The following is a 13,888-nucleotide window of genomic DNA, read 5'->3' on the forward strand; positions in this document are numbered from 1 at the left end:
CCCCCGTCGTGAACGCGGCCGGGACATTGCTCACCGCACCCGCCTCACCCGTGGTACGCATGTGCCATGGCCGACGACACCCAGCGCCCCGCCACCACCTTCACGCCTGAGGGGGCACCGCAACGCCCCGGCCCCCTGGACGCGTTGACCGACGTCACCGGACTGCGGGTCGGCCACGCGCAGCGCGTCGGCGACGGGCGCCTGACGGGGACCACCGTCGTCCTGGCGCCCGAAGGCGGCGTCATCGCCGCCGTGGACGTACGCGGCGGCGGCCCCGGCACCCGCGAGACGGACGCCCTGGACCCGCGCAACCTGGTCCAGCGCATCGAGGCCGTCGTCCTGACCGGCGGCAGCGCCTTCGGCCTGGACGCCGCCTCCGGGGCGGTGGCCTGGCTGGCGGAGCAGGGCCGCGGCTACCGCGTCGGCCCGGACCCGGCGCAGGTCGTCCCCGTCGTACCGGCAGCGGCCCTGTTCGACCTGGGGCGCGGCGGCGACTGGCACGCCCGCCCGGACGCGGCCCTGGGCCGCGCCGCCATCGAGGACGCCGCCGCCACGGACCTGAACGCGCCCGTCCGGCAGGGCAACACCGGGGCCGGTACGGGCGCGGTGGCCGGCGGCGTCAAGGGCGCCATCGGCACCGCGAGCCTGGTCCTGCCGTCGGGCGTCACGGTCGCCGCGCTGGCGGCCGTCAACGCGGCGGGGTCGGTGGTCGATCCACGGACCGGAGTGCTGTACGGGCAGTACGGGGACGTGTGCGCGGAGTTGGCGCGGCACGCGGCGCCCGGGGCCGCCGCCGGGACCGGCCTCCCGTCCCCCGAGGCGCACGCCGAAGCACAGCGCCGCCTCGCCGAGGCGCGTACCGCTTCCGAGCGACGTTCGGCCTCCACCGCGCACCCGCCCCTGAACACCACCCTCGCCGTCGTCGCGACCGACGCCGCCCTGACCCGCGCCCAGGCGCAGAAGCTGGCGGGTGCCGCACACGACGGGCTGGCCCGCGCCGTACGCCCGGCGCACCTGCTCACCGACGGCGACACGGTCTTCGCGCTCGCCACCGGCGACCGCCCACCGGCGCCGGAAGCGGCCGTCGCCGACCCGGCGTTCGGGATGCACGCCGAGGCCGGCGCCCTCAACGAGATCCTGGCCGCCGGGGCCGACGCGCTGACCCGCGCCGTGGTCAAGGCCGTGCTGGCGGCGGAGACGGTGGACACTCCGGGCGGCCACTTCCCGGCGTACCGCGATCTCTATCCCTCGTAGGACGTCCTTCCGCCCTTCGGCCCTCGTACCGCGGCCTCCATCCCTCGTACCGCGGTCTCCAGCCCTTGTCCCGCGGCCCCCAGCTCCCGTACCGCGGCGGCCTCCAGCCCTCGTCCCGCGGCCCCCAGCTCCCGTCCCGCGGCCTCCACCCCCCGTAGCGCGGCCTCCATCCCTCGTACCGCGGCCTCCCCCCCCCCGCACCAAGACACCCGCCTGCCGTACTGACGCCTCTGCCCGCCCCGGCCCCGACCCACTCCCGCCCTCCCCGGACCACCACCCGTCGCAGCCGTCCCCCTGCCCGTGGTGGTAGAACGGGCCATATGTCCGCGCCGCCGCCTCCTCCCACGCTCGTCCAGCCATCGCCCAGGAAACCGGGGCCGCCGCAGCGGCGCCGACGGCTGTGGTGGCACCGTCTGTTCCTCGGGCTCTGGTACCGGCCCGTCGAGGTGATGGACGAGGCGCGCGACCGCAGCGCCTGGAGCGCGGCCGTCCTGCTGTGCCTGATCAGCGGCGCCCTCGGCATCGTGTCGGTGGACGCCTTCCGCAAGCAGTGGGCGATGGACCAGCACCAGGCGCTGGAGCTGGCGGCCATCGCGGAGGCGGGCGTCCTGGTCGCCAGCCTCGCGCTGGGCGTGGTCACCCACGCCATAGCGCGCACCATCGGCGGGAACGGCCGGTTCGAGCCGACGGTCAGCCTGTTCGTCGTGCTGTTCTGGGTCACCGATCTGCCGCGGCTGGTGCTGGCCACGTGGCTGCCGCACGGCTCGACGCTCGTACAGGCCGTGGCCTGGACGACCTGGGGCTTCGGCTACCTGCTGGCGATCCTGCTCATCCGGGGCCAGCACCACCTGTCCACCGTCAAGGCGGCGGTGGCGGTCGCCGTACAGATGCTGGCCTCACTGGCGCTGCTGAAGCTGGGGCCGGTGCGCTGAGGCCGAGCAGCCGGCGTCTCAAGGCAGCGCCGGCCGGCCCCCTCAGTGCCGCTCGTTACCGTCCAACTGCCGCACAAGTCCGGCAAAAGCCTCCCGCTCGGCCGCGCTCAGCTCCACCCGCTCGGACGGCGGGCCGGCCGGGCCGGTCTGCCGCGGCACGGCGCGCAGCAGCGGCCTCGTACCGCTCCCGGGCGTGACCCCGAATCCGCCGTTCCCGGACGGCGCCCCGAAGTCCCGCTTCGCTGGCGTGCCCCTGAAGTCGCCGCTCCCGGACGGTGCTCCGTAGCGGTGCCGGCGCACGATCCGGGCCTGGCTGACGGCCCACCCGACGGTGACGGTGAGCAGGATGGCCAGGCCGATCTGCTGGAGGAGCGGAACGGAGGGGAACATGCGGTCCTCCAGGTCGGGTGCGCGACGGTGCGGTTCCGGGCCCGTGCGGGCCCCGGCGGGGCGGACTCCTGTAGTAGACACCATGTCAGGGACTTCCGTCAGGGGATTGAACGGACTTACGTCCCACACGTGACGTAACTCCCACACCGCACCCGCACCTCCGCACCACCCGCCCGGCCTCCCCACGTTTCGCCCACACCGGCCGTACACGGACGCCCCCTTCCCCCCACCCAAGATCGTCCACGAGCATGTGGCGCACCGCCTCCGCCCTCCGTGAGGAGTACGCACGTGCCCCGACCCCCCATGCGCCGCGCCACCCCCGAAACCCCCAAGGCCCTCGAAGGCGTCCTGGTCGCCGACTTCAGCCGGGTCCTGGCCGGCCCGCTGGCCGCCGCCACGCTGGCCGACCTGGGCGCCGACGTGATCAAGGTGGAGCGGCCCGGCTCGGGTGACGACACCCGCTCCTGGGGGCCGCCCTTCACCGCCGACGGCACGGCCGCGTACTTCGACGCCGCCAACCGCTCCAAACGCGGCCTCGCCCTGGACCTCGCCGACCCCGACGACGCGGCGGCGGCCCGGGAACTGGCCCGCCGGGCCGACGTACTGATCGAGAACTTCCGGCCGGGCGCCCTCGCCCGCCACGGGCTGGATCCGGCCGCCACCCTCGCCGCCCACCCCGGCCTGGTGCACTGTTCGATCACCGGCTTCGGCTCCGGGGCGGGCGCCTCCCTGCCGGGTTACGACTTCGTCGTGCAGGCCGTCGGCGGCCTGATGAGCATCACCGGCGAACCGGGCGGGCCGCCCCTGAAGGCGGGCGTCGCGCTCGTCGACGTCCTGACCGCCAAGGACGCCACCACCGCCGTCCTGGCCGCGCTGCGCCACCGTGACCGTACGGGGCAGGGTCAGCACGTCGAGGTCAACCTGCTGTCCTCCCTGCTCGGCTCGCTGGTCAACCAGGCGTCCGGACAGCTGGCCACCGGCCGCGACCCGGGCCCGCTGGGCAACCGGCACCCGAGCATCGCCCCGTACGAGACGCTGGCCTGCCGGGACGGTGAGCCGCTGGCCGTCGCGGTCGGCAACGACCGGCAGTTCCGGGCACTGGCGCGGGCGCTCGGCGCGCCGGGCCTCGCCGACGACGAGCGCTTCGCACGCAACCAGGACCGGGTGCGCCACCGCACCGAACTGGTCAAGGAACTGGAGGAGCGGCTGGCGGACCGGACACCCGCGGACTGGACCGAGCGGCTGACCGCCGCGTCCGTGCCGTGCGGCCCGGTCAACACCGTCGGCGAAGCGCTCGCGCTGGCCGAGCGGCTCGGCCTGGACCCGGTCGTACCGGTCGGCGCGGACCGCACCCCGCAGGTGCGCAGCCCGCTGCGGCTGTCCGCCACACCGGTCACCGCCCCGTGCGCCCCGCCCGCCCTGGACGAGCACGGCACATCCGTACGCACCTGGCTGGCCGGCCCGGCCGACGCGCCCCTGCCACCCCTCCCCCCTCTCATGTGACGCTCGTCACAACGAAGTCGGGAGTGCAACCAAACCCGCCCGTAGTTGCTGTTTACCAGCACTGACTGACAACACCCCTGCATGGAGCAGCCCGTGACAATGCCGGACAACACCGCGCCGCCCGCACCGTTCCGCGCCAAGCGCCGGCTGCGTCGCGGTCTCGCGGCGGCCTCCCTCCTCGCTGCCGGTGCCCTGGCCCTGTCCGCCTGCGGCGGTGACGCCTCGGCGGGCGGCAAGGACGGCAAGGGGCAGGCCGGCGCGGACGCCGCGGCCGCCAAGGACGCCTCCGAGGCGAAGATCTCGGTCACGTCGAAGGACGGCGCCACCAACGCCAGCATCAACGACACCGGCGTGCAGGTCAGCGGCGGCAAGCTGACCGACGTCAAGCTCACCCAGGTGGACAACGGCGCCGCGGTCAAGGGCTCGATATCCGCCGACGGCGCCTCCTGGAAGCCGTCGGTCCAGCTGGAGCGGGGCACCAAGTACAAGCTGGTCGCCAACGCCAAGGACAGCAAGGGCCGGGCCGCCACCGAGAACGCCACCTTCACCACCGTCTCCTCGAAGAACAGCTTCATCGGCTCCTACACGCCCGACGGCGGCAAGACCGTCGGCGTCGGCATGCCGGTGTCCTTCACCTTCGACAAGGCGATCACCAACAAGAAGGACGTCCAGTCCCACATCACGGTGACGTCCAGCAGCGGCCAGAAGGTCGTCGGCCACTGGTTCGGCGCCCAGCGCCTGGACTTCCGTCCGGAGCAGTACTGGAAGGCCGGGTCCAAGGTCACGCTGAAGATCGACCTGGACGGGGTCAAGGGCGGCCCGGGCATCACCGGCGTCCAGTCCAAGACGGTGAACTTCACCATCGGCCGCTCCCAGGTCTCCACCGTCGACATGGACACCCAGACCATGACGGTGGTCCGCGACGGCAAGACCCTCAAGTCGGTGCCGATCTCGGGCGGCAGCCCGAAGAACCCGACCTACAACGGCCAGATGGTCATCTCGGAGAAGTTCGAGCAGACCCGGATGGACGGCTCCACCGTCGGCTTCGGCGGCGAGTACGACATCAAGGACGTCCCGCACGCGATGCGCCTGTCCTCCTCCGGCACGTTCATCCACGGCAACTACTGGGGCAGCCCGTCGATCTTCGGCCGCGCCGGCACCAGCCACGGCTGCGTCGGCCTCCAGGACAACAAGGGCGGCGGCGGCAACACCAACGGCAGCTGGTTCTTCGACAACTCCCTCATCGGTGACGTCGTGGTCGTCAAGAACTCCCCCGACAAGACCGTGAAGCCGGACAACGGCCTCAACGGCTGGAACATGTCGTGGAGCGAGTGGCAGGCGGGCAGCGCGGTCTGATCCCGCGTACCTCTCGTACGTCTCGTACGTCTCGTACGTCTCGTACGTCTCGTACGTCTCGTACGTCTCGTACGTCTCGTACGTCTCGTACGTCATGACGGTGGCCGGTCCCGGGGAAGGGACCGGCCACCGTCGTGTCGCGCTCCGTACGGTCAGGCCGCCACCGGTGTGCTCTCGGCAGGAGCCGGGGTGGCCGGGCCGGCGGCGGGCTTCGGGGTGTCCGTCCTGCGCAGGCCCTTCAGGAGGACGACCAGGGCGGTGGTGACCGCCGTGCCTGCCGCCACGGCCACCAGGTAGAGGAGCGGCCGGCCGATCAGCGGCGCGACGAAGACGCCGCCGTGCGGGGCGCGGAGGGTGCAGCCGAAGGCCATCGACAGGGCGCCGGTCACCGCGCCGCCCGCCATCGCGGACGGGATGACGCGCAGCGGGTCGGCCGCCGCGAACGGGATCGCGCCCTCGGTGATGAAGGAGGCGCCCAGCACCCAGGCCGCCTTGCCGTTCTCCCGTTCGGTACGGGTGAAGAGGCGGCCGCGTACGGTGGTGGCCAGCGCCATCGCCAGCGGCGGCACCATGCCCGCCGCCATCGCCGCGGCCATCACCTTCAGGCTGCCGTCGTTGGGGTTGGCGAGGCCGCCCACGGCGAAGGCGTACGCCACCTTGTTGAGCGGGCCGCCGAGGTCGAACGTCATCATCAGGCCGAGGATGACGCCCAGGATGACGGCATTGGCGCCGGACAGTCCGCTCAGCCAGTCGGTCAGCGCCTTCTGGAGCGCGGCGATGGGCTTGCCGACCACCAGGAACATCAGGAAGCCGACCACCGCTGACGAGATCAGCGGGATGACGACGACCGGCATGATCCCGCGCAGCGCGGGCGGCACCTCGACCCGCTGCACCGCCATCACCACCGCGCCCGCGATCAGCCCGGCGATCAGGCCGCCGAGGAAGCCCGCGTTGACGGTCAGCGCGATCGCGCCGCCGACGAAGCCCGGCACCAGGCCCGGCCGGTCGGCCATGCCGTACGCGATGAAGCCCGCCAGGACGGGGACGAGGAAGCCGAACGCGACGTTGCCGACCTGGAAGAGCAGCGCCGCCCAGCTCGCGGACTCGGTCCACACGAAGTGCTCGGCGACGGACGGCGCCTTGTTGATGCCGTACCCGCCGATCGCGAAGGCCAGCGCGATCAGCAGGCCGCCCGCGGCGACGAACGGGACCATGTAGCTGACGCCGGTCATCAGCCACTTGCGCAGCCGGGTGCCGAAGCCGTCGCCCGCCTCGCCGTTGCGGTCCATGGGCGCGGGGGCGGCCGCGGCGGGGGCGGCGGTCTCGCCCCGGGCGGCCTTCTCCCGTACCTCGGCGATCAGTTCGGCGGGCCGGTTGACGCCCGCCTTCACGCCGACGTCGACGGTCGGCTTCCCGGCGAACCGGTCCTTGTCGCGCACCTCCACGTCGTGCGCGAAGATCACGCCGTCCGCCGCGGCCACGGTCTCCGGGTCCAGCCGCTTGAACCCGGCCGAGCCCTGCGTCTCCACGACCAGCTCGACACCGGCCTCCTTGCCCGCCTTGGCCAGTGCTTCGGCGGCCATGTAGGTGTGGGCGATGCCGGTGGGGCAGGAGGTGACGGCGACGATACGGAAGGGGGTGGCGGGAGGGGACGTTTCCTCCGGGCCGGGACCGGCCTCGGCCGCTGCGGCCGGTACGGGGGCGGCCTCAGATGCCGTCTCCGGTGCGGCCGTCGCCTCCTCCGGTACGGCGTCCGGCTCGTCGCCCCGGATGAGCGCCGCTGCCGCCGCCGGTGCGTCCGCAGCCCGCAGCGCCCCCGTGAACTCCTCGTCCATCAGGTGGCGGGCCAGCGTCGACAGGATGGAGAGGTGGTCCGCGTCGCCGCCGGCCGGTGCCGCGATCAGGAAGATCAGGTCGGCCGGGCCGTCGGCGGCGCCGAAGTCGATGCCGGCGGCGCTGCGCCCGAAGGCGAGCGTCGGTTCGGTGACGTGGGCGCTGCGGCAGTGCGGGATGCCGATGCCGCCGTCCAGGCCGGTCGGCATCTGGGCCTCGCGCGCGGCCACGTCCGCGAGGAAGCCCTCCAGATCGGTGACCCGGCCCAGCCCGGCCATCCGCTCGGCCAGCGACCGCGCGGCCGCTTCCTTGCTCTCGGCGGTCAGGTCGAGATCGACCAGTTCCGCGGTGATCAGCTCACTCATCGCGGGCTCCTTCGCTCGCATCAAGTCCCAGCAAACTCAGCTCGTCCGGGGGCCCCGCCCAGCGTCCGGCCGGGAGGGTCCGAGGACGAGCGGAGCGACAACACGTGAGCCGGCCCGGGACGCTCATCCCGCCGGTTCCCGCAGCTCCAACCCCATCGGCACGGTGTCGCCCACCACCACCGCCGAAGGCTCCAGGTCCTTCGGCGTCGGCATCGCACTGCCCGGCAGCTGTACGGCCGCCGCCCCGTACGCCACGGCGGCGGCCAGTGCCCGTACGCCCGTGCCGCCCGCCGCCAGGAACCCGGCCAGCGACGCGTCGCCCGCGCCGACGTTGCTGCGTACGGTGGTGACCGGCGCGGAGGCGAAGTGCTCCCCGTCCGCGTCGGCGAGCAGCTGCCCGTCCGCGCCGAGGGAGGCGAGCACCGCGCCCGCGCCCAGCGCGCGCAGTTCGCGGGCGGCCTCGACCGCGTCGCCGACCGTGCGCAGCGGGCGGCCCACCGCCTGGGCCAGCTCCTCCGCGTTGGGCTTGACCACGTCGGGGCGCGCCTCCAGCGCGGCGGTCAGCGACGGCCCGGACGTGTCCAGGGCGATCCGCGCGCCGGCCCGGTGCACCTGGGCGACCAGTTCCGCGTACCAGGAGGGCGCCAGGCCGCGCGGCAGGCTGCCGCAGCAGGCGATCCAGTCCGCTCCGGCCGACCGGGTGCGTACGGTGCCGAGCAGGGCCTGAGACTCGTCCTCCGACAACTCCGGCCCGGCCGCGTTGATCTTCGTGAGGGTGCCGTCCGGTTCGACGGCGGAGATGTTCGACCGGGTCTGCCCGGCGACCGGTACGCCCGCGACCTCGATGCCCTCCGCCGCCAGCAGACCACCCAGCGCCGCGCCCGCCGGGCCGCCGAGCGGCAGTACGGCGAGCGTGCGGTGCCCGGCCGCCGCGACGGCCCGGGAGACGTTGACGCCCTTGCCGCCCGGGTCGATCCGGTCCGCGGTGGCCCGCAGCACGGCGCCGCGCTCCAGCGCCGGGATCTCGTACGTACGGTCCAGGCTGGGGTTGGGGGTGACGGTGAGGATCATGCGCGCACTACTTCCGTGCCCGCGCGCTCGATGGCGAGGGCGTCGTCGGGGCTGAGCCCGGTGTCGGTGACGAGCAGGTCCACGTCGTCCAGTCCGCCGAAGCGGGCGAAGTGCACCTGCCCGAACTTGCTGCTGTCCGCGACGAGCACGACCCGCCGCGCGGCGGCGACCGCCGCCCGCTTCACGGCCGCCTCGGCGAGGTCGGGGGTGGTCAGGCCGCCTTCCAGGGAGAAACCGTTGGTCGCCAGGAAGACCACGTCCGCGTTGATCTCGCGGTAGGCGCGCAGCGCCCAGTCGTCGACCGCGGCCCGCGTACGGTGCCGGATGCGGCCGCCTACGAGGTGCAGGGTGAGGCCGGGGTGGTCGGCCAGCCGCGCGGCGACCGGGAGCGCGTGCGTGACGACGGTCAGCTCGGCCTCCAGCGGCAGCTCGGCGGCGATCCGCGCGGCCGTGGTGCCCGCGTCGAGGATCACACTGCCGGCCGCGGAGCCGCCGGGCAGCTCGGCGAGCGCGGCCCGCGCGATGCGCTGCTTCTCGTCGGCGGCGACGGTGTCCCGTTCGGCGAGGTCCGGCTCGAAGTCCAGCCGTCCGGCGGGGATGGCGCCGCCGTGCACCCGGCGGACCAGGCCGGCCCGGTCCAGGGCCTTCAGGTCCCGGCGTACGGTCTCGGCGGTGACCTGGAACTCCTCGGCGAGCGAGAGGACGTCGACCCGCCCGCTCTCCCGCGCCAGTCGCAGGATCTCCTGCTGCCGCTCCGCTGCGTACATGGTGGTTTCGCGCCTGCCTCGTGCCCGACCGTGTGGTTTCAGGCCAAAGGTACGACCACACGGCCAGGAAGTAAACACATCTGGGCACGCGGCGGGCAGAAACGGGCATGCGCGGGCGGAGGAGCGTGCCGGACAGCGGAAAGACGGGCGCGCCGGGCAGCGAAAGGACGAGTGCGCCGGACAGCGCAAAGATGAACGCGCCGGACAGCGAAAGGACGAGTGCGCCGGACAGAAGGACGAGTGCGCCGAACAGCGAAAAAGAGCCCCGGCGCCGAGGGGGGGGTTCGGCACCGGGGCTCGTTCAGGGGGAAGGGGTCGGCTCGGGCCAGGGAGCCAGGACCATGAAGTTGGGACCATGAAGCTGCGAGCCTGGAGCCAGGACCACGAAGCCGGAGCATGGAGCCACCAGCCATGCCGCCTCACCCGGTCAGGCCACCACCGACCAGGTGGGAGGCGGGCGGGCAACGCGGGCCCGGCCGCCGCGGCCGGGCCCGGGGCGCGAGCGCCCCTACGCCGCCGCGTCGAACCCCGTGTCGCGCGCCATCCGCTTCAGCTCCAGCAGGGCGTGCTTCTCTATCTGCCGGATCCGCTCACGCGTCAGGCCGTGCTGCTTGCCGACCTCGGTGAGGGTCCGCTCACGGCCGTCCTCGATGCCGTACCGGGCCTTGATGATCGAGGCCGTACGGTGGTCGAGCCGGTCGATCAGGTCCTCCAGCTCCTCGCTGCGCAGCAGCGTCAGGACGGACTGCTCGGGCGAGGCCGCGGAGGTGTCCTCCAGCAGGTCGCCGAACTGGGTGTCGCCCTCGTCGTCGACCGACATGTTCAGGCTGACCGGGTCACGGGCCCAGTCCAGGACGTCCGTGACGCGCTCGGGCGTGGAACCCAGCTCCTGCGCGACCTCGGCGGGCTCCGGGTCGCGGCCGTTCTCCCGGTTGAACTCGCGCTGGACGCGGCGGATGCGGCCCAGCTCCTCCACGAGGTGGACGGGGAGCCGGATCGTGCGGGACTGGTCGGCGATGGAGCGGGTGATGGCCTGGCGGATCCACCACGTCGCGTACGTGGAGAACTTGAAGCCCTTCGCGTAATCGAACTTCTCGACCGCGCGGACCAGACCCGCGTTGCCCTCCTGGATCAGGTCGAGCAGGGGCAGGCCGGCACGCGGATAGCGGCGGGCGACCGCCACGACCAGGCGCAGGTTGGAGCGGATGAAGATGTCCTTGGCCTTCTCGGCCTCTTCGGCCAGCGCTTCGAGCTCCTCGCGGGTGCCGCCGGCGGCGTTGCCGTCCTCGACGACCCCGTCGAGGATCTGCCGGGCGTAGACGCCCGCCTCGATGGTCTGGGACAGCTCGACCTCCCTGGCGGCGTCGAGCAGGGGCGTTCGCGCGATCTCGTCGAGGTACATGCCGACCAGGTCGCGGTCGGCGATCTCCCCGCCTACGGCGCGAACACTGTTGGCCCCGTCAGCACCGCTGCTGGTGGCCTGACGTCGGGCGACGGCACGGGTTGCCATGCGTGTGCTCCCTTTGCGATGAGTCGGTCGCGGGATGGTGGCGGTGGGACACCGGGTGTGTGGCCCGAGTACCCCTTCCGAAGGAAACAACGGCTGGAATCCGGACAGAATTCCCCTGCCGCACACCTATTTTCGTGATCATGCAGTACCCTGCATCCCTCACCGAGGAGGCCGGATGTCGTCGGGGTACGGGGAAGTGCAGGTCAGGGCGGCCACCGAGGCCGATCTCGGCAGTCTCGCCGACCTCTACAACCACTACGTCCGTGAGACGTCCATCACCTTCGACACGGAGCCCTTCACCCTCGAGCAGCGCCGCTCGTGGTTGCTCTCCCACCCTGAAGACGGCCCGCACCGCCTTCTGGTTGCCCGGGATCGGACAAACCGGAGCCTCTTGGGCTATGTGACCAGTAGTCCTTTCCGGATCAAGCCGGCCTATGCCACCTCGGTGGAGGTGAGTGTCTACTGCGCGCGCGAGGCCGTCGGCCGCGGCGTCGGCACGCTGCTGTACAAGACGCTCTTCGAGGCGCTGGCGGACGAGGACGTGCACCGCGCGTACGCGGGCATCGCCCTGCCCAACGAGGCGTCGGTCCGGCTGCACACCCGCTTCGGTTTCCGGCACGTCGGTACGTACGGCGAGGTGGGCCGCAAGTTCGGCCGCTACTGGGACGTCGCCTGGTACGAGAAGCAGCTGGACTGAGGGCGGGGCCGAGCGCGCGGGCCGAGGGCGGGGCCGAGCACGAGCACCGAAGGCGCGGGCTGAGTGCGCGGGCTGAGTGCGCGGCGCCGCCCCGACGGGCCGGAATCAGCCCCTCCAGTTGACGGTGACGGGGCCCGGGTGTCGCCTGGAAGACGGGGGCCAGCGAGAGGAGCCCGTCATGGAGACACCCGTCCACCGGCACGGCGCACCCATGGACCCGCGGTCCGGGCCCACGTCACGGTCGCAGCCCGCGTCCCGCACGGGCCCATCGACCCCGAACGCGTCGGCCGGGCACGCGCCGGTCCCGAACACACCGGACTCACACGCACCGGACTCACACGCACCGGACTCACACGCACCGGACCGTAAGCGGCACGGCATGTCCGCCGCCGCCCTGGCCCTGCCCGTCGCCGCGGCGGCGCTCTACGGCCTGTGGACCGTCTTCGTCGACCGCACCAGCGGCTCCTCACTGGGCCACGCCTGGCTGCTGGGGCTGATCGCGGCCGTCGTCAGCGGAGCGCTCGGCCTGGCGCTGGTGAGTATCCAGTCGACGCTGATCACCGAGGTGCGCGCCCTGGCGTACGGAGTGCTCTTCGGCGTCGCGATGGGCTACCTGTACAGCATCTCCCACACCACCGGACCTTCCATCCTGGAGTCGGTGCGGATGGGGCTGGTGATGGGCGCGGTGATGTTCGCCGTCTCCCTGTACGTCTTCCGTACCCACCGCAGCCGCGAGCCCCACGGCGAACACCGCCCCCGCCGATCCCATGGAGCACACCGTGCACAGGGGGCACACCGTGCACAGGGAGCCCACCGCGCTTGACCTCAACCGCACTCCAGGTCCTAGCGTCGCCGCCATGGCTCTCACCTCCACCGAACGCGCCTGTCTCGCGACCCAGCAGCTGGCCCGCCTCTCGACGATCGGCCCCGACGGCGGTCCGCAGACCCGCCCCGTCGGCTTCGTCCTCAACGACGACGACACCCTCGACATCGGCGGCCCCCGGCTGAGCGCGAGCCAGAAGTACCGCAACGCGGCGGCCCGCCCGCAGGTCTCCCTGCTCATCGACGACATGACCCCGGCCGACGACCCGGTCGCCCCCGGCTGGGGCCGTGGCGTGGAGATCCGCGGCCGGGCCGAGGTGCTGACGCTGGACGCGCCGCCGATGGCCCCCGAGTTCTTCAGCAACGAGGTCATCCGCGTCCACCCGGTGCGCGTCAACAGCTGGCACCTGGAGGCGGACGGCGGCGCCGCCCGCTCCCGCCAGGTCTCCGCCTGACCAGCACGCACACCTGCACAAGCACCTGCACGTGGTCCACCACGCACACCGGCACGGACTCCATGACGGCTGCTCCGGACACGTACCGGCCATGTCCCGGACAGCTTCATGGGCGGCTCCGGCAAGGAGTTCACGTTCCAGATGTGCGCCTACAAGGGCGGCAACTGGCAGAAGTGCTCCTCGGTCAAGCGCCTACGCGTGACCCCGCGCCGTCCTACCCGGACGCGACCGTGACCTCGGGCGGCTCGGCGCCGTTCCCCCGCCGGACGGTGCGCAGGGGGCTGCCGGGCCGCCAGGTCTCCAGCACGATGTGCGGGTCCTCGACATACGTACGGACCACCTCGGTCAGCTCCGTCCGGAACAGGTGGAACGGCTCCGGCGGCGCCGCCTCCGCCACGTAGCGCGCGAGCACCGCCGGGTCGGTCACCTCCACGGCCCGCCCGGCGACCCGTACGTCGCCACCCGCCACGTCAGCCCCCACCCCATCGCCCCCCGCCACATCGCCGCCCGACAGGTCCACGCCCGGGCCCGGATTGGCATGCAGGGCGAAGCGCGGGTCGCGCCGCAGGTCCAGCGCCTTACGTGAGTGGATCATCATGCCCAGCCACAGCTCACCGAACCGGAAGTCCGCCTCGATGCCGGTGAGGCGCGGGGAGCCGTCGGCGCGCAGCGTCCCGAGGATGTGGTGCCGGTACGCCGCGAAGCGCGCTGCCACCCGCCGCGCCAGCTCGGGCTGCGCCGAGACGAACCCGGCCCAACTCGTTCCTCCGGCCCGGATGCCCGGGGCCGCGCTCGCATCGTCGTTCGTCATGCGCCGATACCGGACACCTCCTGTCGGGTATGACGCGGAAGGCGGCAGCTAGGACGCGGAAGAGGACAGCCGGCTCCCGGCCCGGCGCGGCCTTACGACCATCGCCGTACGGAGGCGTAGGA

Annotated in this window: 13 protein-coding genes; 7 read left to right on the forward strand and 6 right to left on the reverse strand. The window is 73.0% G+C overall.

The window, feature by feature from the left end:
- Positions 1–66 precede the first annotated feature (66 nt).
- Together AB0L45_RS24780 and AB0L45_RS24785 are read left to right on the forward strand one after the other, a co-directional pair.
- On the forward strand, positions 67–1,254 hold the full coding sequence (locus AB0L45_RS24780; protein WP_365843422.1) for a P1 family peptidase: 1,188 nt from the start codon (positions 67–69) through the stop codon (positions 1,252–1,254).
- A gap of 320 nt (positions 1,255–1,574) precedes the next feature.
- The gene (locus tag AB0L45_RS24785) at positions 1,575–2,186 is read left to right on the forward strand and encodes a Yip1 family protein (protein WP_365843424.1); all 612 of its coding nucleotides are present in this window, start codon (positions 1,575–1,577) and stop codon (positions 2,184–2,186) included.
- Between the two features lie 42 nt (positions 2,187–2,228).
- On the opposite strand, the gene AB0L45_RS24790 is transcribed toward AB0L45_RS24785, so the two are convergent.
- Positions 2,229–2,576, reverse strand: coding sequence for a hypothetical protein (locus AB0L45_RS24790; protein ID WP_365843426.1), 348 nt, complete (start codon positions 2,574–2,576; stop codon positions 2,229–2,231).
- Positions 2,577–2,879: 303 nt separating this feature from the next.
- Here AB0L45_RS24790 and AB0L45_RS24795 point away from each other — a divergent pair, with 303 nt between their 5' ends.
- Both AB0L45_RS24795 and AB0L45_RS24800 read left to right on the forward strand, forming a co-directional pair.
- Positions 2,880–4,079 (forward strand): CaiB/BaiF CoA-transferase family protein, encoded by a 1,200-nt coding sequence (locus tag AB0L45_RS24795; RefSeq protein WP_365843613.1) that lies wholly within the window; start codon positions 2,880–2,882, stop codon positions 4,077–4,079.
- Between the two features lie 99 nt (positions 4,080–4,178).
- A complete protein-coding gene (locus tag AB0L45_RS24800) occupies positions 4,179–5,435 on the forward strand; it encodes an Ig-like domain-containing protein (protein ID WP_365843615.1) in 1,257 nt (418 codons plus the stop codon).
- A 152-nt stretch (positions 5,436–5,587) separates the two neighbouring features.
- Here the strand turns inward: AB0L45_RS24800 and AB0L45_RS24805 are convergent, their stop codons facing one another.
- The 4 genes from AB0L45_RS24805 to AB0L45_RS24820 form a co-directional block, all read right to left on the reverse strand.
- The gene (locus tag AB0L45_RS24805; protein ID WP_365843428.1) at positions 5,588–7,633 is read right to left on the reverse strand and encodes a fructose-specific PTS transporter subunit EIIC; all 2,046 of its coding nucleotides are present in this window, start codon (positions 7,631–7,633) and stop codon (positions 5,588–5,590) included.
- Between the two features lie 123 nt (positions 7,634–7,756).
- On the reverse strand, positions 7,757–8,704 hold the full coding sequence (pfkB, locus tag AB0L45_RS24810; RefSeq protein WP_365843430.1) for a 1-phosphofructokinase: 948 nt from the start codon (positions 8,702–8,704) through the stop codon (positions 7,757–7,759).
- Positions 8,701–9,471 (reverse strand): DeoR/GlpR family DNA-binding transcription regulator, encoded by a 771-nt coding sequence (locus AB0L45_RS24815; protein WP_365843432.1) that lies wholly within the window; start codon positions 9,469–9,471, stop codon positions 8,701–8,703. The genes pfkB and AB0L45_RS24815 overlap by 4 nt, the downstream gene beginning before the upstream one ends.
- Positions 9,472–9,979: 508 nt before the next feature.
- Positions 9,980–10,981: a sigma-70 family RNA polymerase sigma factor gene (locus AB0L45_RS24820; protein ID WP_365843434.1), complete on the reverse strand. Its 1,002-nt coding sequence runs from the start codon at positions 10,979–10,981 to the stop codon at positions 9,980–9,982.
- Between the two features lie 175 nt (positions 10,982–11,156).
- On the opposite strand from AB0L45_RS24820, the gene AB0L45_RS24825 reads away from it, so the two are divergent.
- The 3 genes from AB0L45_RS24825 (at position 11,157) to AB0L45_RS24835 (ending at position 12,955) form a co-directional block, all read left to right on the forward strand.
- Positions 11,157–11,678, forward strand: a complete 522-nt coding sequence (locus AB0L45_RS24825) for an N-acetyltransferase family protein (RefSeq protein WP_365843436.1) — start codon at positions 11,157–11,159, stop codon at positions 11,676–11,678.
- A gap of 379 nt (positions 11,679–12,057) precedes the next feature.
- Positions 12,058–12,501 (forward strand): hypothetical protein, encoded by a 444-nt coding sequence (locus AB0L45_RS24830; protein WP_365843438.1) that lies wholly within the window; start codon positions 12,058–12,060, stop codon positions 12,499–12,501.
- Between the two features lie 34 nt (positions 12,502–12,535).
- Positions 12,536–12,955 carry a PPOX class F420-dependent oxidoreductase gene (locus tag AB0L45_RS24835; RefSeq protein WP_365843440.1) on the forward strand — a complete coding sequence of 140 codons (420 nt, stop codon included), beginning with the start codon at positions 12,536–12,538 and terminating at the stop codon, positions 12,953–12,955.
- Positions 12,956–13,169: 214 nt separating this feature from the next.
- Here the strand turns inward: AB0L45_RS24835 and AB0L45_RS24840 are convergent, their stop codons facing one another.
- Positions 13,170–13,766 (reverse strand): pyridoxamine 5'-phosphate oxidase family protein, encoded by a 597-nt coding sequence (locus AB0L45_RS24840; protein WP_365843442.1) that lies wholly within the window; start codon positions 13,764–13,766, stop codon positions 13,170–13,172.
- Between the last annotated feature and the right edge of the window lie 122 nt (positions 13,767–13,888).

Origin of the sequence: Streptomyces sp. NPDC052496 (genome assembly GCF_040679095.1) — a bacterium.
Classification (GTDB): Bacteria; Actinomycetota; Actinomycetes; order Streptomycetales; family Streptomycetaceae; genus Streptomyces.